18 protein-coding genes are annotated in these 21,374 nt (G+C 65.1%); 6 read left to right on the top strand and 12 right to left on the bottom strand.

What is annotated here, in order from left to right; genetic code table 11:
* Window positions 1-216: 216 nt before the first annotated feature.
* The 4 genes from ABIB66_RS10815 to ABIB66_RS10800 form a co-directional block, all read right to left on the bottom strand.
* Entirely contained in the window at window positions 217-1,392 is a 1,176-nt protein-coding gene (locus tag ABIB66_RS10815) for a DegT/DnrJ/EryC1/StrS family aminotransferase (RefSeq protein WP_354254832.1), read from the bottom strand.
* 9 nt (window positions 1,393-1,401) lie between these two features.
* Complete coding sequence (locus ABIB66_RS10810; protein WP_275169940.1) at window positions 1,402-2,406, bottom strand: Gfo/Idh/MocA family protein; 1,005 nt, start codon at window positions 2,404-2,406, stop codon at window positions 1,402-1,404.
* Window positions 2,407-2,589: 183 nt separating this feature from the next.
* Complete coding sequence (locus ABIB66_RS10805) at window positions 2,590-4,002, bottom strand: mannose-1-phosphate guanylyltransferase/mannose-6-phosphate isomerase (protein WP_354254831.1); 1,413 nt, start codon at window positions 4,000-4,002, stop codon at window positions 2,590-2,592.
* Between the two features lie 96 nt (window positions 4,003-4,098).
* The gene (locus ABIB66_RS10800; RefSeq protein ID WP_502918322.1) at window positions 4,099-4,329 is read right to left on the bottom strand and encodes a hypothetical protein; all 231 of its coding nucleotides are present in this window, start codon (window positions 4,327-4,329) and stop codon (window positions 4,099-4,101) included.
* Between the two features lie 215 nt (window positions 4,330-4,544).
* Here ABIB66_RS10800 and ABIB66_RS10795 point away from each other — a divergent pair, with 215 nt between their 5' ends.
* Together ABIB66_RS10795 and ABIB66_RS10790 are read left to right on the top strand one after the other, a co-directional pair.
* On the top strand, window positions 4,545-5,504 hold the full coding sequence (locus ABIB66_RS10795; RefSeq protein ID WP_354254830.1) for a lysylphosphatidylglycerol synthase transmembrane domain-containing protein: 960 nt from the start codon (window positions 4,545-4,547) through the stop codon (window positions 5,502-5,504).
* Window positions 5,501-6,520: an MraY family glycosyltransferase gene (locus tag ABIB66_RS10790; protein WP_354254829.1), complete on the top strand. Its 1,020-nt coding sequence runs from the start codon at window positions 5,501-5,503 to the stop codon at window positions 6,518-6,520. The genes ABIB66_RS10795 and ABIB66_RS10790 overlap by 4 nt, the downstream gene beginning before the upstream one ends.
* Here ABIB66_RS10790 and ABIB66_RS10785 read toward each other — a convergent pair.
* The 6 genes from ABIB66_RS10785 to rfaD all read right to left on the bottom strand — a co-directional run bounded on the left by ABIB66_RS10785 (window position 6,508) and on the right by rfaD (window position 14,474).
* Window positions 6,508-7,455: an NAD-dependent epimerase/dehydratase family protein gene (locus ABIB66_RS10785; RefSeq protein ID WP_354254828.1), complete on the bottom strand. Its 948-nt coding sequence runs from the start codon at window positions 7,453-7,455 to the stop codon at window positions 6,508-6,510. The two genes, ABIB66_RS10790 and ABIB66_RS10785, sit on opposite strands and share 13 nt — an antisense overlap.
* A complete protein-coding gene (locus ABIB66_RS10780) occupies window positions 7,452-8,672 on the bottom strand; it encodes a glycosyltransferase family 4 protein (RefSeq protein ID WP_354254827.1) in 1,221 nt (406 codons plus the stop codon). The genes ABIB66_RS10785 and ABIB66_RS10780 overlap by 4 nt, the downstream gene beginning before the upstream one ends.
* Before the next feature lie 2 nt (window positions 8,673-8,674).
* Window positions 8,675-10,588, bottom strand: a complete 1,914-nt coding sequence (locus ABIB66_RS10775) for an SDR family NAD(P)-dependent oxidoreductase (RefSeq protein ID WP_354254826.1) — start codon at window positions 10,586-10,588, stop codon at window positions 8,675-8,677.
* A gap of 123 nt (window positions 10,589-10,711) precedes the next feature.
* Complete coding sequence (locus tag ABIB66_RS10770; protein ID WP_354254825.1) at window positions 10,712-12,001, bottom strand: O-antigen ligase family protein; 1,290 nt, start codon at window positions 11,999-12,001, stop codon at window positions 10,712-10,714.
* Window positions 11,998-13,482 carry a D-glycero-beta-D-manno-heptose-7-phosphate kinase gene (gene rfaE1, locus ABIB66_RS10765; protein WP_354254824.1) on the bottom strand — a complete coding sequence of 495 codons (1,485 nt, stop codon included), beginning with the start codon at window positions 13,480-13,482 and terminating at the stop codon, window positions 11,998-12,000. The genes ABIB66_RS10770 and rfaE1 overlap by 4 nt, the downstream gene beginning before the upstream one ends.
* Before the next feature lie 11 nt (window positions 13,483-13,493).
* On the bottom strand, window positions 13,494-14,474 hold the full coding sequence (gene rfaD, locus ABIB66_RS10760; RefSeq protein WP_354254823.1) for an ADP-glyceromanno-heptose 6-epimerase: 981 nt from the start codon (window positions 14,472-14,474) through the stop codon (window positions 13,494-13,496).
* Window positions 14,475-14,647: 173 nt separating this feature from the next.
* On the opposite strand from rfaD, the gene waaF reads away from it, so the two are divergent.
* Entirely contained in the window at window positions 14,648-15,718 is a 1,071-nt protein-coding gene (gene waaF, locus ABIB66_RS10755) for a lipopolysaccharide heptosyltransferase II (protein ID WP_354254822.1), read from the top strand.
* A 179-nt stretch (window positions 15,719-15,897) separates the two neighbouring features.
* On the opposite strand, the gene ABIB66_RS10750 is transcribed toward waaF, so the two are convergent.
* A complete protein-coding gene (locus ABIB66_RS10750) occupies window positions 15,898-16,935 on the bottom strand; it encodes a glycosyltransferase family 4 protein (RefSeq protein WP_354254821.1) in 1,038 nt (345 codons plus the stop codon).
* A 124-nt stretch (window positions 16,936-17,059) separates the two neighbouring features.
* On the opposite strand from ABIB66_RS10750, the gene galE reads away from it, so the two are divergent.
* The 3 genes from galE (at window position 17,060) to ABIB66_RS10735 (ending at window position 20,731) form a co-directional block, all read left to right on the top strand.
* Window positions 17,060-18,073, top strand: coding sequence for a UDP-glucose 4-epimerase GalE (gene galE, locus ABIB66_RS10745; RefSeq protein WP_354254820.1), 1,014 nt, complete (start codon window positions 17,060-17,062; stop codon window positions 18,071-18,073).
* A gap of 118 nt (window positions 18,074-18,191) precedes the next feature.
* On the top strand, window positions 18,192-19,994 hold the full coding sequence (locus ABIB66_RS10740) for an ABC transporter ATP-binding protein (RefSeq protein WP_354254819.1): 1,803 nt from the start codon (window positions 18,192-18,194) through the stop codon (window positions 19,992-19,994).
* Between the two features lie 35 nt (window positions 19,995-20,029).
* The gene (locus ABIB66_RS10735) at window positions 20,030-20,731 is read left to right on the top strand and encodes a fumarylacetoacetate hydrolase family protein (protein WP_354254818.1); all 702 of its coding nucleotides are present in this window, start codon (window positions 20,030-20,032) and stop codon (window positions 20,729-20,731) included.
* 77 nt (window positions 20,732-20,808) lie between these two features.
* On the opposite strand, the gene ABIB66_RS10730 is transcribed toward ABIB66_RS10735, so the two are convergent.
* On the bottom strand, window positions 20,809-21,267 hold the full coding sequence (locus ABIB66_RS10730; protein ID WP_354254817.1) for a YybH family protein: 459 nt from the start codon (window positions 21,265-21,267) through the stop codon (window positions 20,809-20,811).
* Between the last annotated feature and the right edge of the window lie 107 nt (window positions 21,268-21,374).

The raw sequence follows: 21,374 nt of genomic DNA, 5'->3' as shown, positions 1-21,374 counted from the left end.
AGAGGCTTATCGAACAGAGGTCGATTGCATCTTGCGAATGCGCATTGCTGTGCCCTCTCCCCCTGTGGGAGAGGGCAGCGCCGCAAGTAGACGCAAACTCATTGGGGTGAGGGGTCTCTCCCCGCGCATTCCGGGCGGAGAGAGACCCCTCACCCGTCTCGCCGCTTTGCGGCGAGCCACCCTCCCCCACAAGGGGAGAGGGCAAGAACGGCGAAATCAGGTTGAAAGCGCGCCGCGTACGGCCGCGATGATTCGCTCCTGATCGGCTTCGGTCAGATAGGCGTGCATCGGCAGGCTGATGACGTCCTGCGACAGGCTCTCGCAGCCCGGCAGGCCGCCTTCGGCGACCGGGTACTGCTTGTAGGCCGTCTGCTGATGCATCGACTTGCCGTAGTAGATCGCCGTCGGCACGCCCTGGGCCTTCAATGCGGCGGCAAAGCCGTCGCGGTCGGTGCCTTCAGGGAGGCGGATCGTGTACTGCGCCCAGACCGAACTATTGCCAGGCGCAACGCGCGGCACGGTGACCACATTGCTGAGACCGCGCGCGTAGCGCTCGGCGACCTTGTTGCGGGCAGCGATCTCGTCGTCGAAGATCTTCAGCTTCTCGAGCAGGATCGCGGCCTGCATGGTGTCGAGCCGGCCGGTCAGGCCGAGGCGGACGTTGTCGTATTTATCGACGCCCTGCCCGTGTACGCGGATGCTGCGCAGCGTCGCCGCGAGCTCATCGTCGTCGGTGAAGATCGCGCCGCCGTCACCGAAGCAGCCGAGCGGCTTTGCGGGGAAGAAGCTGGTCGCGGTGGCGAGTGCCAAGGTGCCGAGCTTGCGGCCCTTGTAGCTCGCGCCAAAACCCTGCGCGGCGTCGTCGAGCACGAACAGGCCTTCGGCCTTGGCGATCTCGGCGATGGCGTCGTGATCGGCCGGCTGGCCGAACAAATCGACCGGAATGATCGCGACGGGCTTGAGGCCGGCCTTGCGGGCCGTCGCGATGCCGCGCTTGAGCGATTCCGGGCTCATGTTGAAGGTCGCTTCGTCGACGTCGACATAAACCGGCGTCGCGCCGGTCCGCGCCACCGGCGAAGCCGTCGCGATGAAGGTGAAGGACGGACACAGCACGGCGTCGCCGGGCCCGACATTCTTCGCCATCATCACCATCAGGATCGCATCGGTGCCGCTGGCGCAGCCGATGACGTGCTTGGCGCCGCAATAAGCCGCAAGCTGCTTCTCGAGCTCGGCGACTTCAGGGCCGTTGACGAACTGGCAATGATCGAGAACCCGCTTCACGGCGGCATCGAGCGAGTCGCCGAGCCGGCGGCGCTGCGAGGCGACGTCGATAAAGGGAATGGGTTCGGAACGCAGATGCTGGTTCATGGCGCCTTCTTGGCTGGTCGACATGGAAAGAGTTCAGCCGGCAACGCGGCGCGGACCCTTGCGGGCAGACGACGAGGCTGCGGGGCGGGACGGCGTTTCCAGGCACTGCGTCGCGATCTCGAGGCTGGCGACGCCTTCGTCGCCGGTGACCGCCGGCGTCTCGCCATGACGCACGGCCTTGAGGAACGCGATCAGCTCGGCGCGGAGCGGCTCGTCATGGCCGACTGGCAGATGCCGCATCGAATAGCTGCCGTCAGGCTTGAAGCCGAAACATTCGGTGACCTGGCGCGTCAAGAGATCGCCCATCACGTATTTGCCGCGGGTCGCGACCGTGACGCTGCGTGCCTTGAACGGCGTCAGCCAGTTGGTGTTGATGTGCGCGAGCACGCCGTTGGCGGTGCGGAACTGCAAGAGCGCGATGTCCTCGCGCTCGGCGACCGCACTCGACAATTGCGGCTGCACCTCGACGATGTCGGATTCGGTGAACCAGCGGATCAGGTCGATGTCGTGCACGGCAAGATCGATGACGACGCCGACATTGGACATGCGGGGCGGGAACGGGCCGACGCGCGTGATCGCGATCGACAGAATATCCTCGCCCGCGATCGCCTGCTTGACGGCGGCGACCGCCGGATTGAAGCGCTCGACATGGCCGACCATCAGCGTCACGCCGGCCTTTTGCGCAGCCGTGACGATCTCGCGGCCTTCCGCGACCGTGGACGCAATCGGCTTCTCGACCAGCACGTGGATGTTCTTGGCGATGCAGGCGAGCGAGACCTCGTGATGCAGATGGGTCGGCGCCGCGATGGTGACCGCATCGACGCCTTCGGCCAGCAGCTGGTCGAGCGTCTCGAAGCTCGCGCAATTGGCAAGCTCCATCGCCCGGGTGCGATGTGCCGGCGAAGGATCGACGACGCCGACGAGGCTGACGCCGGGAAGACCCGCAAGCACGCGCGCGTGGTTGCTGCCCATCACACCGGCGCCAATGACGCCGACGCGCAAGCCGGCCTTTGCCGGTGCAGATCCTGTGGAACTCATTTGAGCAAACCCCGATTCAACGCAAATCCCCGAGGCGCTTCTAGCACGGACGCCACATTTGTGGCGAATGCGGAGCTAGCGGTCCGGACACGATTTGATTCAAACAGTTACACGCTCCCCGGGCTTAAGCCTCTGAAAGAGACCACTGTTTTGGCCCGGGTCGCGTGATTCGGAGTGTGCTGGTTACGACCTTTGATAGTCGTCTTCAATCCGGATGATGTCGTCTTCCCCGAGATAACTTCCAGTCTGGACCTCGATCAGCTCCAGCATGATTTTACCGGGGTTCTCCATCCGGTGCACCGCGCCCATCGGGATGTAGATCGACTCGTTCTCGTGCACGCTTTTGACGGTCTCGTTGACGGTGACGCGGGCCGTGCCGCGGACGACGATCCAGTGCTCGGCGCGATGATGGTGCTTCTGCAGCGACAGACGTCCGCCCGGCTTCACCACGATGCGCTTGACCTGGTGGCGCTCGCCATTGTCGACCGACTGATAGCTGCCCCAGGGCCGATGCACTTTGAGGTGCTCCTCGGTGACTTTCGGCGCGACCGCCTTGAGTTTTGTGACCAGCCGCTTCAGCCCGTTGGCATCCTTCTGGCGCGAGACCAGAACCGCATCCGCGGTCGCCACCACGATAAGATCGTCGACGCCTTCGAGCGCGACCAGCGCGGCATCGGTGGTGACGTTGCAGTTGCGGGAATCCTCGAACACGGCGGCGCCGTGCGAAGCATTGCCTTGCGCGTCCTTGTCCGACAATTCCCACACCGCGTGCCAGGAGCCGACGTCGGACCAGCCGCACGACACCGGCACGACCGCTGCGCGCGCGGTCTTCTCCATCACCGCATAGTCGATCGAGATCGCCTTGGCCGCGCCGAACGCCTCGGGCTCCAGCGTCACGAAGCCGAGATCGCGTCCGGCGTTACTAACAGCAGTGGAAATCGCCTCCACGCTCGCCGCATCGACCCTGCGGTATTCGTCGAGCAGGACACTTGCCGGGAACATGAAATTGCCGCTGTTCCAGAGATAGCCGGAATTGACGTAGTCGGCCGCCTTCACCGCATCCGGCTTCTCGACGAAGCGCGCGACCGCGTGCACCTCGCCGGAGATGACCTCGCCCGGGCTGATATAGCCGTATTCGGTCGCCGGCCGCTCCGGTTTGACGCCGAACGTGACGATGCGCCCGGCACTCGCGGCGGTGAGGCCTTGGCGGCACGCCGCGACGAACGCGGCATTGTCCTGCACCACATGATCGGCGGCGAGCGCGAGCACGATCGCCTCACTCGAGCGGTTCTGCGCGAACACAGCGCCGGCTGCGATCGCCGGGCCCGAATCCCGCCGCATCGGCTCGAGGATCACGTCCGCCTCGATGCCGATCTCAGCGAGCTGCTCCAGCACCATGAAGCGGTAGGACGCATTGGTGATGACGATCGGACGATCGAACAGCGAGGCCTCCGAAACGCGTAAGAGCGTGTCCTGGAAGGTCGAGCGCGTGCCGAACAGCGGCAGGAATTGCTTGGGGCGCACCTCGCGCGAAGCCGGCCACAGCCGCGTTCCGGCACCGCCGCACATGATCAGGGGGATAATGCGTTTGTCCATCGTCATCTCAAACCTTGAAGTCGTCCCGATACCAGGTGACACAATTACGAACTCCGTGCGCGATCGGCCTTGACGGTGCAAAGCCGGCGTCGCGCATCAGATCCTCGACATCCGCGAACGTTTCCAAAGGTTTCTCGGCAGCAATTCTTTGATCGCCGTCCGACCCAGCTCCTGCTCCAGAAATACGACGACGTGCGTCAGCTCTTCCGGGTGGTGGTTGTCGACATTGTAGACCTTAGACGGCGCATTTGCGGCAGCCGGGTCATCCGCGGGCACCAAGCCGATGAAATCGGCGGCACCTGTGACCAAAATCGCCTGATCCCTCATCCTGTTCCCAAGGACTGCTTCGCCCGATCCGTCGCTCGATCTTTCGCCCGCGGCGCCTCTTTACCCTCGGCGTCGACGGGGTCGCAATAGCCCGCCGCCCTGCATGCGGGCTCCCGATCACCGCTATTGCAAGATCGGCGCCAAAACCATACCAAAGCGGCCGAATTCGGCGCCTTGCGTCGGGTCGCTTCAAAACCCTTGTTCATGCGGGCGAAATGCGCCGAATCCTGCTGTCGACGGCCAAGATCCTGATTTCCGGAGCGCTGCTCTACCTGGCGCTGCGCAAGGTCGATCTGTCCGAACTGTTTTCGCGTTTCAACGTGACCAGCCTGTTCTGGATCGGCTTGGCGATCGCGATCGCGTTCCTGCAAATCTTTGTCGGCGTGTTGCGCTGGCGCGAGATCAGCGCCGAATGCGGCGCCCCGCTCGAGCTCAGCCGGGCCATGCGCTACAACGTGATCGGATCGTTCTTCAACCAGACCCTGCCCTCGGCGATCGGCGGCGATGCGGTCCGGCTGTGGCTCGTCGCGCGCGCCGGCGCCGGCTGGCGCGCGGCGACCTACTCGATCTTCGTCGACCGTGCGATCGGTTTGATCGCGCTCGCGATCATGATCGTGGCAAGCCTGCCTTGGAGCTACGCCCTCATCGCCGATCCGCACGGGCGCTCCGCGCTGCTGCTCGTCGACTTCGCGGCGCTTGCGGGTGGTCTCGGCTTCCTGGTCTTCGGCGCGCTGCAATGGCGCTGGCTGAAAACCTGGTGGGCCACGCATCACATTCACGCCTGTGCCGTGATCGCCAACCGCGTGATCTTCAGCCGCTCGCGCGGACCGGCCGTCGTGATCCTGTCGCTCGCCGTGCATGTGCTGGCCGTCGTGGTCGCCTGGTGCGTCGTGCAGTCGATCGCGGCGCCGGTCGGCTTCAGCGACGTCTTTGTGCTGGTGCCGCCAGTGATGCTGATCACGATGATGCCGATCTCGATCGCCGGCTGGGGCGTGCGTGAAGCCACCATGAGCCTCGCCTTCGGCTTCGCGGGCCTCGCCACGAACGAGGGCGTCAACGTCTCGCTGCTGTTCGGCGCCGTGTACTTCATCGTCGGCGCGATCGGCGGCCTGGTCTGGATCCTCAGCGCGGAGAAAGCCGCGCAGGGATCGGCGCCGCTCGGGGTGCCGGAGTGAACGCGGCCGTCGACGCGCTCGGCGCGATACCATCGCTGCTTGCCGTTGCGATGGCCGCGCTGGTGTCGGGCGTCATCACCTGGACCAGCCGCCCCCTGCTCCAGCGTTACGCATTGGCGCGGCCCAACGCGCGGTCCTCTCATCGTATCCCGACTCCGCAGGGTGCGGGCATCGCGGTGATATCAGCGACGCTGCTGGTCGCATCAGCCTGGGCAGCCTGGGCGGACGTTGCGATTCCGCCGGCGCTGATCGCTGCGACGGTCTTGATCGCCCTGGTCGGATTTGCCGACGACATCAAGTCGCTGCCGGTGCTCGTGCGTCTCGTGCTGCAGGCCGCAGCGGTTGGCGCCGTCGTGTTCACCACGCCCGAGACCGCGCGCATCGTGCCGGCGCTGCCGCTCGCGTTGGAGCGCGGACTCATCCTGCTGGCGGGCGTGTGGTTTTTGAACCTCGTCAACTTCATGGACGGGCTCGATCTGATGACGGTGGCGGAAGTCGTGCCCGTCACCTCGGCGCTGCTGCTTCTGGGACTGCTCGGCGACTTGTCGTGGCCGGCCGCGCTGATCGCCGCGACGCTGTGCGGCGCCATGCTCGGCTTTGCGCCGTTCAACAAGCCGGTCGCCAAAGTCTTCCTGGGCGATGTCGGCAGCCTGCCGATCGGCCTTTTGCTCGGCTGGTGCCTGCTCGAGCTCGCCTGGCGTGGGCAGCCCGCCGCGGCGCTGTTGCTGCCGGCCTATTACCTCGTGGATGCCACCATCACGCTGTTTCGGCGCATCGCTAGGGGCGAGCAATTCTGGTCGGCGCATCGCTCGCATTTCTACCAGCGCGCCACCGACCACGGCTTCACGGTCTCTCGCGTGATCGGGGAGGTGTTCGCCCTCAATATCGTGCTCGCGGGGCTTGCCATCGTCACCGCTCGCGCCAGCTCGGTGACGATCACGCTGATCGCGCTGCTGGCGGGCGCAATCGCGATCGGCGTCGTGCTGCGGCGGTTCTCCCGCCCTCAGGCGTCCTGAGCCGCCAGCGCCAGCCGCAGCCCCTCGTCCAGAGACACCTGCGGCTGCCACCCGGTTGCGGTCACCTTGGAGAGGTTGAGCTCGAGCGAGCCGATCAGGCTGTCCTGCGTATCCTCCCGGCCCATCACTCTCAGCAGCGTGCTGAGCAGGTCCTGCGGCATGCCGAACAGCCGCGAGTTCTTGCCGGCAGCCTTGGCCAGCCGCGCGATGAACTCGGGCGTCGAGACCTGCTCCCTGTCGGCCACCAGGAAGATCTCGAAATTGCTCGCGGGATCTGGATGAGAGAGCCGTCGCAGGATGAACGACGACAGGTTCTGCACGGCAAGGAAGGCGCGGTGATTGCGGATCGCGGCAAAGGGCAGCGGCAGACCGAGGTTCACTGCACGCGTCAACAGCGCGAAATTGCCCTTGGCGCCCGCACCATAGACCAGCGGCGGCCTGATCACCGAGATCGTCATGGCGCTGTCGCGCGCCAGCGTCTTCAAGCCCGCTTCGGCCGCGGCCTTGGACATGCCGTAGAGACCGCGCGGCGTCAGGATATCGTCCTCGCTGAACGGCGCGCGGCCCTCGTTGCTGCGACCGTGCACGAGAACGGTGCTGATGAAGATGAACTGGCGCACGCCGGCCGTCGCCGCGCTGCGCGCCAGGTGCAGCGTGCCGGCAATGTTGACGTTGCGATAGAGCTGGACCGCATGCTCTTCGTGCTTGTGATGCACCCGCGCGGCGAGATGAACGACGGCATCGACGCCTTCAAGTGCCGCCTGCCAGTCGGTGTCGGACCCGATCGTTTCGATCACGACCTCGTCGTCCATGCCTTCCGGTCTGCGCACCGCGCGGCGGACCGACCACCCCTCGCGCGCCAGCGCGGGTACGACATGACGGCCGACGAAACCGCTCGCACCCGTCACCAGCACGACTGGCTTGCGCTCGTTCATCGTTGCTCCGCCAGTTCGGGGTTGCGCAACAATTCGTCGACCAGGGCAGCATAGGCGTTCATCGCGGTGACGCGATCGAATTTCGCTGCCGCCTTTACCGCGCGCTCCGCAATGGCGACACCGTCGGAGCGAGACGCCGCGCGGATGACCTCGGCCAGTTGATCGGCACGGCCCGGCGTCACCACCCAGCCCAGCCCGTTCTCCACCACCGTCAACGCGGCCTCGGCCTCCGGTTCGGAGACCAGCACCACGGGACGGCCGACCGCCAGCAGATTGTAGAACCGGCTCGGCACCGACACCCCCGCAACGTCCTTCCGGTACGGAATGATCCAGAGATTGGCCGCCGCCAGGAATGCCTCGAGCTCGGCATCCTCGACCCGCCCCACGAAGGAGACATTGGGCAAGTTCGCATCGGCCTGCAACTGCTTCAATCGCTCGAAGCCGATGCCCCAGCCGGAGAGCAGGAAGTGGATGTCAGGCTCGGCCCTCAAAAGACGCGCCGCCTCGAACACGATCTCCGGATCATGGGTGAAGCCGAGATTGCCCGACAGGCCGACAACGAAACCCGCCGAGAGCGCTTTGCGGAACGGATTATCCGCCGTCACCGGCCGGGGTGCGGCCACGAGCGTCGCCCAGTTCGGGATGAAGCGGATCTTGTTTCGCATCATGCCGGAATAGCTCAGCAGCGGCCGTTCCGCATCGCGGCCGATGGTGATGACGGCATTGAGCGCGCGGAACATCAGGCTGTTGGCAGCGCGCATCGTCATGGTCACGATCGAACCGGGCTTCAGCAGGCCCGCCATCACCAGCACGTCGGGGAAGAGGTCGTGCATGATCAGCGCCGAGCGCGCGCCCTTCAGCCTCGCCGCCGCCGCAACCGCGTAAGGCAGCATGAACGGTGCAGTGACGGTGAGCACGACGTCACCTCGCCTCAGCTCCCGTGTCAGCGCCAGGAACGTGCGCGCCGCGAACAGCAGCTCGGAGGCGCCGCGCCGCACCAGCGCCGCCTTGCCCGCCATCCGGTTCTTGACGGCGACGACCCGCGGCTTGCCCGGGCCGGTCTGCGAGGCCGGCAACGCGCCTGATGAGCCCGACAGCACCACGACCTCGTGATCCTCGGCGATGCGGCAGGCGATCTCGGCCATGATCGCCGCCGTCGTGCTCGGATCAGGCGGGTAATGCTGGCTCGCCACGACGATCTTGCCTCGAGGCTGCATGATCAGGCCGCGGTCGACCCGAATTCCGGAACCGCGTCCTTCAGGATGGTCCTGATGGTGGCCCGATCGTCGCGCGCGATCGCCTGCTCCAGCGCCGCAATCCATTTGCGCAGCGTCTGCATCGGCGGCTCGTTCGGCTGTGCGGCCATGATGCCGGCGACGCCGATCTCGCGGGTCGGCTCCTCGGAGGCGAACAGTATTTCGTGCAGGCGTTCGCCGGGCCGCATGCCCGTGAACACGATTTCGATGTCGTAGCCGGGTTGCAAGCCCGACAGGCGGATCATGCGCTCGGCGAGATCGACGATCTTCACCGGCTGGCCCATGTTGAGCACATAGACCGACACGTCCGAACGCTGCGTTCCCAGCGCATGCGTTGCCGCCGTGATGACGAGATCGCAGGCTTCGCGGATGGTCATGAAGTAGCGGACCATGTCCGGATGCGTGACCGTCACGGGACCGCCGGCATCGATCTGGGCCTTGAACTTCGGCACCACCGAGCCGTTCGACGCCAGCACGTTGCCGAACCTGACCGAGATCAGCCGCATCGACCGCCTGGCGCCGCCGTGACCCGCCGCAAGATCATGGTCGAGCGCCTGGCAATACATCTCGGCGAAGCGCTTGGTCAGGCCGAGCATCGACACCGGCTCGATCGCCTTGTCGGTCGAGATCATCACCATCGCTTCGGCGCCGGCGCTGTGCGCGGCATCGGCAACGTTGATCGAGCCGAAGATGTTGGTCTTGACGCCCTCGCTCCAGTCGCGCTCGAGGATCGGCACGTGCTTGAGCGCGGCGGCATGGAACACGATGTCCGGCTTGAACTCGGCCATCAGGCGCATGATGCGCTCACGGTCGCGGATGTCGGCGATCCGCCCTTCGATCGAAGCAGCGGTGCCGAGCGCCGCAAGCGTTTCCGTGATCGCGTAGAGTGCCGGCTCGGAATTCTCCACGATCAGAAGGCGCGCCGCGCCGAACGCGACGACGCGCTCGCAGATCTCGGAACCGATCGAGCCGCCCCCGCCGGTGACGATCACCGCCTTGCCCTCGATCAGGGCCTCGAGCCGCGCATAGTCGATCTTTTCGCTCGGCCGCAACAGCAGGTCCTCGACGGCGACGGCCGTGAGCCGTGGCGTATCGCCGCTCTCGAGCGAGGGCATGCGGCTCACGATCACGCCGAGCTTGCGCGCCCGCATCAGGATCGATTCGGGATGGGCCTCCGGCTCGAATGCCGTCGGCGTCATCACGACGCGCGCGATCCCCTTGCCGCGCTTGGTGAAGTCGGCGACGACATCCTCGATGTCGTCGACGCCGCCCAGAACCGGGACGTTGCGGATGGACTGGCCGCGATCGGAACTCGATGGCGAGAGCACGCCGACCGGCCAGATGTGCTTGATCGCCCCGCTCTCGATTCCCCGCAACAGCACCTCGGCATCCGCGGCGCGGCCGATCAGCAGCGTCGGCGCCGCATCTCCGGTGCGGGCGTGACGCCGCACCCGCGTGTAGCGGAAATAGCGGTAGGTCATGCGCAACGCGCTGAGGAAGGAGATCTCGAGGAACCAGTAGAGGACGATGGTCACCTTGCCGAGGAAGAAGGCGCCGCGAACGTTGGGGGCGACGAAGATGTAGTCGAGCACCAGGAGTGCAACCGTGAGCACGGTCGCGACGCGGATGATGTTCAGCGCGTCGGGCAGCGAGATGAAGCGCCATTTCGTCGTGGTCAGGTTGAAGACGAAGCACACGACCAAGCTGAAGGCCAGAAAATAGGGCAGGATCTGGATCAGCAGCGGCAGGCGGTCGAAGAAGCCGTCGCCGCCCTCGAAGCGCAGATAGAAGGCGGCGAACAGCGCCGCCGTGGTCGCCAGCAGGTCGTGGAGCGCGATCATGGCATTGCGCAAGGTGAGATGCGAAAGACGCGTCATCCGCTGACCGAAAATCCAGTTAGATGCAACCTGATCGCGCTGATATCCCATCTCGGCCGGACATGCCAGTCAAGGCTTGCCCCTCAAGATTTGCCCGTCAAGGTTTGCCATCCGGGCGGCCGTTCAGGAACCGGCTACTGCCGCCTTCGCCTCGGCCTGCTGGGCCCGGATCACCATGCCGCCGGCAACGCCCACACCGATGACGTACATCCAGCCCTCGTGGAAGTCGAACAGATGGGAGTTGAACTGCGAGGTGAAGACGTTCTGGACCACGACCAGGAGGCCGACCCAGTTTGCGAGCCCGTCGCCACGAAACAAAAGCAGATGCAGGATCCAGATGGCGTAAAGAGCGGCGACCCCGATGACGCCCCATTGCACGGCCACGTTCAGCGTCTGGTTATGCGGGTTGCCGATCACCTCGGCGGACGCCTGGTACAGACCACTGCCCGGCGTCGCGGCACGCTCGAATAGCCCGCGCGTCGAACCCGTACCGTGCCCTTTGATCGGCGCCTCCGCGAAGAAACCGAGGGATTTCCGCCAGAATTCGAGCCGCAAGCCTGCCGAGGTCGACTCGCCTTTTTCCACATAGCGTGTGTAGTCGCTGGCAAAGCTGTCAGCGGTCTTGCGCAATTGCGGCGAGGCCTGCCAGGCGAGAACCGCGCCCACGAGCAGGGCCGCGGAGATGATCGCGATGTTGCGCCATCTCAGATGAAGCAACGCAAACACACCGAACAGGATCGGAATCGTGAGGAGCGCGGTGCGCGATACCACCACGAACACCATGTTGGCGAAGAAGGCGAGCGCAAGCGCCGTGAGCAGCCCGGCGATCCAGTAGCGCTTCTGGCGCAGCAACTGCACGATCGGATAGGCGAGCGCGACCGCGCAGAGCGTGAACTCCTGGCTCTGGTCGATGTAGTTCTTGACGAAGATGCCGCGCTCGACGCGATCGGATTTGAGCGCAAGATCAGGGTAGAAGGCGACGACCCAGGACATCACCGACAACAGCGCGCAGGACACCAGGAAGGCGACGAACACCCAATGTCCGCGCGGCGAGCGCGCAAAATGATAGAGCAGGACCGGCAGCACCAGCAGCTTGACGGTCGGATTGACCGCATGGAAGCGCGCGCCCCAGGCCGCGTCCGACCACAGCGTCCCCACCAGCGCGAGCAGGACCAGCGCAATCGGCGCCGCACAGATCGGACGCTTGAGCGATTGCAGGAACTCTCGGATGTCGAGGAACGGCACCATGGAGAGCAGCATCAGGACATTGAAGATCGCCGCAAGCGACGTCGACCATGGCAGCGAGGCCGCGGTCAGGATTGCAAACAGATCGACCGTCTCGGACCAGGCCGCCGGACTGCGCAGACGCCGCCACAGCACCTGGCCGGTCGTCTCCTCGGCGAGCGTCGTCATTTGCTCTCTCCCCGCGCGCGATGAACCAGCGCCGTCGTGCTGAAGCCCTGGAGAATGTCGACCAGCACGACCGTGCCGCCCGCGGCCTCGACGACCTCATGGCCGACCACCTGCTCGCGGGTGTAATCGCCCCCTTTGATCAGCGCGCTCGGCTTGATGCGGGTGATAAGGTCGATCGGCGTATCCTCATCGAAAATAACGACGAGATCGACGGCTTCGAGCGCCGCCAGCACTTCCGCACGCGCTCGCTCGTCCTGAACGGGGCGGTCGGCGCCCTTCAGCCGCCGCACCGAGGCGTCGCTGTTCAGGCCCACAATCAGGCGGTCGCAGGCGGAGCGCGCCGCTGTCAGCACCTTGACGTGGCCGGGATGCAGGATGTCGAAGCAGCCATTGGTGAAGCCGACGCGCTGGCCTTGCTTCTTCCATTCAGCAAGCTGCGCGTCGAGCGCACCGGGCTCGAGCACGATCTTCTCTTCGGCCGCGAGATAGGCATGCGGCAATATCTTTCGCTTCAACTCGGCCACACTCACGCTGGCGGTGCCCTGCTTGCCGACGGCGACCGCGGCCGCGGCACTGGCCATGCGCAGCGCCGTGTCCCAGTCCGCGCCGGTGGCAAGCGACACCGCGAGCGCCGCGGCGACGGTGTCGCCGGCGCCGGAGACGTCGCGCACCTTGACCGGAAACGCCGGAACGTGAACGGCCTCGCCGTCGCGCGGCACCAGCGTCATGCCGTGCTCGCCTTGCGTGACCAGGATCGCCTCGCAATCGGCGAGCCGCATCACGTCCTCGCTGGCATCGGCGATGCTCTGCGGCGTGTCGGCGCGGCTTCGGGTCGCTTCCGAAAACTCCTTGCGATTGGGCGTGAGCAGCGTCGCGCCGCGATAGATCGCCCAGTTCAGGCTCTTGGGATCGACGATCACGGGCTTGCCGAGTTTTCGCGCGGCGTCGATGGTGTGGCGGATGACGCGGGCGGTCAGCACGCCCTTGGCGTAGTCGGACAGCAGCACGATGTCGGCGCGCGCGATCTGCGGCAGGATCGCTTCGATCAGCTTGGTCTCGATCGTATCGGAAGCAGGTTGGGCCTGCTCCCAATCCGCACGCAGCATGTGCGTGGAAAAATGCTCGGAGACGAAACGGACTTTTCGCGTGGTGGGACGCGAGGGATCGCACACCAGCACGCTTTCGATTGCGCCCTGCTCCGCAAGCGTCGAGGCGAGCCGCCTGCCCGCATCGTCTTCGCCGACGAGGCCGACGAAGATGCAGCGCGCGCCGAGCGCGGCGACGTTGCGCGCGACATTGCCGGCACCGCCGATGTGGATCTCGCTGCGCTGTGCCGCGATGACAGGCGCCGGCGCTTCCGGCGAGATCCGCGACACCTCGCCATAGACGAACTCGTCCAGCATGATGTCGCCGATGCACAGTACCGTACGGCCCGAGATGGCTTGCACGAGGGCATCGAAATCGAGAATGGGCGTTGGCATGGTGATTGGCCTCAGCGGAAGCGGTCGGGCCGGTCGAGATAATCCCCGACATAGGCCTTCACCGCGTCCTCGAGCGTCGTGAAACCGCCATTATACCCGGCGCGGTGGAGGCGATCGAACTCGCTCTGGGTGAAGTACTGGTAGCTGCCGCGGATCTGCTCGGGCATGTCGATGTATTCGATGTTGGGGCTGGCGCCGAGCGCGGCATAAGCCGCCAGCATCAGATCCTTGAAGCTGCGTGCCTTGCCGGTGCCGACATTGAAGATGCCGGACACCGAGCGCGTCGCCAGCAGCCACATGATCACGCGCACGACGTCGTCGACATAGATGAAATCGCGGCGCTGGTCGCCGTCGGCGATGCCCTCGCGATGCGACTTGAACAATTGCACGACACGGCCCGCTTTGACGTCGTCGAAACGGCGCGCCAGCACGCTCATCATCGAGCCCTTGTGGTATTCGTTGGGGCCGAACACGTTGAAGAATTTCAGCCCGGCCCATTGCGGCGGCAGCTTCTCGCCGTTCGCTGCGCGCTCGGCGACGGCGAGATCGAACAGGTGCTTACTCCAGCCGTAGAGATTCATCGGCCGCAGTTTCTTCAGCGCAGGGACTGAGCTGTCGTCGTCAAATCCTGCCTCGCCGTCGCCATAGGTCGCCGCCGAGGAGGCGTAGATCAGCGGCACGGCATTTGCCGTGCACCAGTCCAGGAGACGCATCGACAGGCGGAAGTTGGTCTCGAACACCAGGTCGCCGTCGGTCGCGGTGGTCGCGGAAATCGCCCCGAGATGGATCACGGAGTCGAGCTTGCGGCCCTTCAGCCAGTCCAACAGCTCAGCTGGTGGGACGATATCCACAAGCTGCCGCTTGGCGAGGTTGCGCCATTTGCCCTCGTTGCCAAGGAAATCGCAGACGACGATGTCGCTGCGGCCGGCCTCGTTCAGCGCGGCGACGACATTCGATCCGATAAAACCGGCCCCGCCGGTCACCAGCAACATTCCAACTTCCCTGCCAGATTCCGCCTGCCCGAAGTTTTGCGGCCCGGTTCTGCCCTAGCGCATGATCCGCCAAAGTGTAAGCGGTTTTGGGATTGCCGCTCAGCCGGCTTTACCTACCGGCCCGGAGCGGCTAACCGAACCGTCACATCAGCGCACCTCGACCTTATTAACGAATGAACCAAGATTCGCAACTTAGTGGCGAGGCAGATCGGGGCGACACGCGCCCGATCCTGATCGTCCCTTACATGTGGATCGGCGATTTCGTCCGGAATCACACCGTCGTGCGGGTCCTGAACGAGCGCTGGCCGAACCGGCCGGTCGATCTGCTCACGACGTCCCTGTGCGCGCCCCTGGTCGATTACATGCCCGGCGTGCGCGATGCGATCGTCTGGGACCTGCCGCGCGGCCGGCTTGCCGTGGGCCGCCAGCTCGGCCTGGCGAAGCTCCTGCGTGAGCGGAACTACGGCACCGCCCTGGTGCTACCCCGGACCTGGAAGGCCGCCATTGCGCCCGCTTTGGCCGGGATTCCGGAAAGGGTCGGCTTCGTCGGCGAGTTCCGGTTCGGCCTGCTCAATCGTTGGCGCTGGGGCGAAAAGAAGCTGCCCCGCTTCATCGACAAGAACGCCGCCCTCGCCCAGCCCGATGGCGCCCCGCTGCCACCGGAATGGCCGGTGCCGCAATTGCGGGTCCCGGCCGAGGACATCGTCCGCTGGCGGCAGGCCAACGGCCTGAGCGCGGGCGCTGCCGTAGCGCTCGCCCCCGGCTCGGTCGGGGTGTCAAAACGCTGGACCTACTATCCCGAGGCCGCCCGCTTGCTCGCCGAGCGCGGCCTTGAGGTCTGGGTGGTCGGCGGCCCCGGGGAAAAGGGCCTGGCCCAGGAGATCGTCGCGGCCGGCGGCGCTGGGGTCCGGGACCTCACCGGCAATGATCTGCGCAACGGCGTGCTGGCCATGGCTGCGGCCGGCGTCGCGATCTCCAACGATTCCGGCCTGATGCACATCGCAGCCGCCCTGGCCACGCCGACCATGGGCATCTTCGGGCCGACCAGCCCCTACCTCTGGGCCCCCCTCAACGGCCTCGCCGCGACCGTGGTCCAGGACAAGAGCGTGCTCTCCTGCCAGCCCTGCCAGAGCACGATCTGCAAGATGAACGATCATCGCTGCATGCGAGATATCGCGGCGAGCGAGGTGGTCGAGATTGCGCAGCGGGTGCTTGGTGAGGCCGGCTTGCGAGCCATGACCTGAAGGCCGTCGAGGCTACGCCGATAATGACATCATACCGGTGTTTTGCCCGACGAGTCAAACCGACTTCGTAAAATCAGCAGAACAATGACCCGCCGGCCAAGCCATTGATTTCGTTGGTCCCGGCTACTGTGCATGGGGTTGTTTTCGCGGTTTTGTGTTGGGAATGCGACGGCAGTGGCTCAAAGCAGCGGCCGATACACTTCGCCGATCCGCGCCGCCTCGGCATCGAGGCTGAATCGTTCGAGCACCCGTGCCCGCCCGCGCTCGCCCATAGCGATCGCAGTGGCCACATCGCGCATCAGCGGTTCGATCGCTGCAGCCAGTGCATCCGCATCACCGGTCGGGATCAGCACCCCGGTCACGCCATCCTCGACCACGAGTTCGGCCGCACCGGCGCGCGCGGCGACCAGCGCGCTGCCGGCCGCCATCGCCTCGATCAACGTCAAGCCAAAGCCTTCGTTGCGCGAGGTGAAGGCGTAGATCGTCAGCCGCTGATACCAGCGCTGCACGTGTTCGATCGGCAGCTCGCCGGTGATGACGATGCGCGATTGCAGACCGGCGGCCTCGATCCGCTTCTTCAGCTCGTTTGCGAAAACAGTTTGCTCGGGCGTGACCTGACCGACGATGATTGCGGTGAAATCCGGATAGCGCGGCAGTAAGCGGCACATCGCATCGACGAACACATCGGTGCCCTTCTGCGCGCGCACCCGGCCGAAGCAGCCGATCGCGTAGCGGCCCGGCAGCGCGGCTTCGGCAAAGGCGGCAGTGCGATCTGCCGGCGGCGCATAGACGGCGGTGTCGACGCCGTGCGGAATCACCGTCGCCTTCACTTTCAGGAACGAGGCCGAAAGATCTGATGTCGCGATGATCGCGTCCATGCGCCGGATCAGCCAGCGCGTGATCCAGCTATGATGGCGCTGTGCCGCCGAGGTGAAGACGAGCTTGAGCCGCCAGCCGAGCGCGCGCAACAGCACGCCCGCGATCATCTCGTTGTTGCGGCGCGCGTGCCAGATCACCGGCGCCTTGCGGCGCCACAATCTCAAGAGATCGGCACCGTTCAGGCGCGCGATCCCCTCCGGCGCGTCGGAGCCGAACCACGCGGCGCGAAACAGCTTTGCCAGCCGCGGCGCCACCATCCGGTTGGTCGCGGTGACCCCGGAATAGCGCCTGTGCAGATTTGGCACGATCACTTCGAGATCGCTTGGGGAATTCGCCACGCCACGCTCCGTTTCGAAAGTCCTATACGCAACATTAAGCATAGTGACCAGTTCAGCCGCGCCGATACCCACTCTTCACCACGTAAACGTTAGCTTGGAGCGTTGATCGAAGACGGGTGAGATCATGACTGTGCTTGTCACCGGCGGTGCCGGCTATATCGGAAGCCACACGGTTCTGGCGCTGGCGGAAGCTGGCGAGGACGTCGTCGTGATCGACGATCTCTCCACCGGCTTCTCGGCCTATCTGCCCGAAGGCGTGCCGCTGTTCATTGGCGATGCCGGCGACGAGAACCTGCTCGAAGGCGTGATCGCCCAGCACAACATCGAGAGCATCATCCATTTCGCTGGCTCGGTGGTCGTGCCGGATTCGATGCGCGATCCACTCGGCTATTACCGCAATAATTTCACGACCGCGCGCAACCTGCTCAATGTCGCAGTCAAGCGCGGCATCGACCGCTTCATCTTCTCCTCGACCGCGGCGGTCTACGGCGATCCGGACCAGGTGCCGGTGCCCGAGCATGCGCCGACACGGCCATTGTCGCCCTACGGTTCGTCGAAGCTGATGACCGAGATCATGCTGCACGACGTCGCTGCCGCCTACGGCATGCAATACGTGACCCTGCGCTATTTCAACGTTGCGGGTGCCGATCCGCAGGCCCGCATCGGCCTTGCCACCGCCGGCGCCACGCATTTGCTCAAGATCGCGGTGGAAGCCGCGACCGGCCAGCGTGCCAAGATCGACGTGTTCGGCACCGACTATCCGACCCCGGACGGCAGCTGCATCCGCGACTTCATCCATGTCACGGACCTGTCGCAGGCGCATCGCTCGGCGCTCGCCTATTTGCGCAACGGCGGCGCCTCGACGACGCTCAATTGCGGCTATGGCCGCGGCTACTCCGTGCTGGAGACCATCGACGCCGTACGCCGCGTCTCGGGCCGCAGCTTCGCCGTGCAATACGCCCCGCGCCGGCCGGGCGACATCATGACCATGGTCGCCGACACCAGCCGCATCCGCGGCCTGCTCGACTGGAAGCCGCAATACGACGACCTCGAGATCATTGCAGCCCATGCGCTGGCCTGGGAGGACAAGCTGTTCCGCGAGCGTCACGGCGAGCTCCGCCACGCCGCCTCGGCCTAGATTCCATCCGGGCGCAAGCCCTTAATTGGGCTTGAAAAGCGCTGGCTTAGCGGGCACAGAGGCCGTTCGATCCCTGACGCGCGGGCAGGCTTATTCCTGTGCCGTCAATGGACTGCGGATGGCTCAGTTTCCAAAGAAAATCACTGACGATCCCTATGCGGCAGCGGTGCTGATTCGCCGCCTGGTCACGGAACAGGGGATCATCTACTGGCGGCGCTATCTCGTCGCCTTCGCGCTGATGGCGCTTGCCGCCGGATCGACCGCGGGCGCGACCTACGTGCTCGGCCAGGTCATCAACCAGGCCTATGTCGACAAGAACATCCCGGGTATCGCGATGTTCTCGGGCATCACGGTGATCCTGCTCTTCATCAAGGGCGTGGCGACTTACGGCCACATGGTGATCCTGACCAAGATCTCCAACGCCATCCTCGCCACCAACCAGCGCCAGCTGTTCGCCAAGCTGATGCGCGAGAGCGTCGGCTTCTTCTCCGAGCGGCATTCGTCGGAATTTCTGGCGCGGCTGACGGCCGGCGCAAAGTCCATCACCGATGTCCTCAACATGCTGGTCAATGCGGTCGGGCGCGACCTCATGATGCTGCTCGCCATGATCGGCGTGATGGTGTGGCAGGATCCGGTGATGTCGTTCATCGGCCTCGTCGCCGTGCCGCCGGCGATGCTGGTGCTGCGCAAGCTGGTCAAGCGCATCAAGGGCCTCGCCTACAACCAGTTCACCGGCACCGCCGACATTCTCGAGACGATGCAGGAATCGCTGCAGGGCATCCGCACGGTGAAGGCGTTCACGCTCGAAGACACCATGCAGAGCCGCATCGACGAGAACATCGCGATCGTCGAGCGCAACGCCAACAAGATGGCCCGCGTCGCCAACCGATCCAATCCCCTGATGGAGATGCTCGGCGGCTTCGCGGTCGCCGGCTGCCTGCTCTATGGCGGCTATAGCGTGGTCGCCCTCAACGCCACGCCCGGCGCGTTCTTTTCCTTCATGACCGCCTTCCTGATGGCGACCGAGCCGGCCAAGCGGCTGGCGCGGCTCAACATCGACCTCAACAGCCAGCTCGTCGGCGCCCGCATGCTGCTCGAAGTCGTTGACAGCCCCGCAAGCGAGCATTCCGACGACGACAAGCCGGCGCTGAAACTGTCGACTGCACGCATCGAGCTGCGTGACGTCAGCTTCTCCTATCGCAACAGTGAGACCGTCCTCAACCGCATGAGTTTTGTTGCCGAGCCCGGCAAGGTCACAGCATTGGTCGGCCCCTCCGGCGGCGGCAAATCGACGGTACTGGGGTTGCTGCTGCGCTTCTACGAGGTGACGCAAGGCGACATCGTGATCGACGGCCAGTCGATCGGCGCGGTCTCACGAAAATCGCTGCGGGCCCAGACCGCCTATGTCGGCCAGGACGTCTATCTGTTCCGCGACACCATCCGCAGCAACATCGCCTTCGGCAAGCCGGGCGCAACCGAAGACCAGATCATCGATGCAGCGAGAGCAGCCTGCGCGCATGATTTCATCATGGGCTTCCCGCTCGGCTACGACACGCCCGTCGGCGAGCACGGCACGCAGCTGTCCGGCGGCCAGCGCCAACGCATCGCGGTCGCGCGCGCGCTGATCAAGAACGCGCCGATCATCCTGCTCGACGAAGCCACCGCCGCGCTCGATTCCGAATCCGAACGGCAGGTGCAGGAGGCGATCGAGCATCTCTGCCAGAACCGCACCACCATCGTGATCGCGCACCGCCTGCACACCATCATGCACGCCGATGCGATCCTGGTGGTCGAGGGCGGAGAGATCGTCGAGCAGGGCCGGCATGACGAGTTGCTTCGCCGCGGCGGGCGCTACGCCTCGTTCTTCCGCCTGCAACATCACGACGCCGGCGCTCTGGCGCCGATCAGCGCAACCGCATAGAGTTCCTTTCACCTCAAGAGCAGCGAGATCGCACCATGAACGCCGCCTCCTACGTCATCCCGCTTCCGACCCAGGCTTCGCTTCCCGTCGTTGGGGAAAGCGGCCGTTATCCCGTGCGCCGCATCTGGTGCGTCGGCCGTAACTATCTCGAACACATCCGCGAGATGGGCAATGACGAGCGCGCCCCGCCGTTCTTCTTCGCCAAGCATGCCGACATGCTGGTGCCCGACGGCGCCACCATTCCCTATCCGCCGCTGACCAAGGATCTGCACCACGAGGTCGAGCTGATCGTCGCGATGAAGAGCGGCGGCCTCAACATTCCCGCCGACAAGGCGCTCGACCATGTCTACGGCTATGCCGTCGGCATCGACCTCACCCGCCGCGACCTCCAGATCGCCTCGCGCAAAAAAGAGCGTCCGTGGGAGATCGGCAAGTCGTTCGACTATTCGGCGCCTTGCTCCGCGGTGCAGCCGGCAGCGAAGATCGGCCACCCCGCCAAGGGCAAGATCTGGCTCACGGTCAACGGCAAGGAAGCCCAGAAGGGCGACCTCACCGAGTTGATCTGGAACGTGCCTGAGATCATCTGGCAGCTCTCGCAGCAGGTGAAGCTCGCCGCCGGCGACATCATCATGACGGGCACGCCGGCCGGCGTGTCGCAGCTCCAGCCCGGCGACAAGCTCGAATGCGGCGTCGACGGCGTCGGTACGCTGAAGGTCTCGATCGGCCAGCCGGAGTAAGGCTCACGGCGGCTCCAAATAAGAAGGCCCCGGGCATATCCGGGGCCTTTTGCATTTCCATGGCGGACGATGCCTATCTACCGGGCCTTCACCGGCCGATTGGCGTGGCTTGCCTGCGGCACACCGCGATTGAGCGACATGTGGGAATGCACGCACAGCCAATCATCACGATGTCTTGAAAACACCATCGTGGCCCGGCCCGGGCGCGGAAACGCGCTGCCGTCGGGATGATAGCCTGTGCTCGTCCACGGCACGATCACGGTCGCCATCGTGCCATCGGACGATGCCAGCATCGAGGCCTGGTCGATGACGAAACGAAAGTCGGCCGTCTTCGGCCAGACGTTGTCCCATTGCGTGGTGACCCATTGGTCGAGGCCGGGGATAACGTCGTTGTGGGTGCCGAAGGCCAGCACATCCGGATGGAAGAGCGGCCGCGCCGAAGCATAGTCGACCTCGCGGACATAGCCCGCGAAGGTTTCCAGCCAGTGGCGAAAGTATAGCGTGATCTCGGTATTCGCGGTCGGCAAGGAGGCCATCGCCTGCTCCATCTTCGGAAATTCAATCGCGGCAATCTTGTTGCCATGGGGCGAACCGTCCAGCAAGATACGCGGAGAGCACCGGTGGAGATCGATCGACGAACCGG

This window comes from Bradyrhizobium sp. F1.13.3, assembly GCF_040548265.1.
Classification (GTDB): Bacteria; Pseudomonadota; Alphaproteobacteria; order Rhizobiales; family Xanthobacteraceae; genus Bradyrhizobium.
This window is presented reverse-complemented; position numbering and strand designations above follow the sequence as displayed.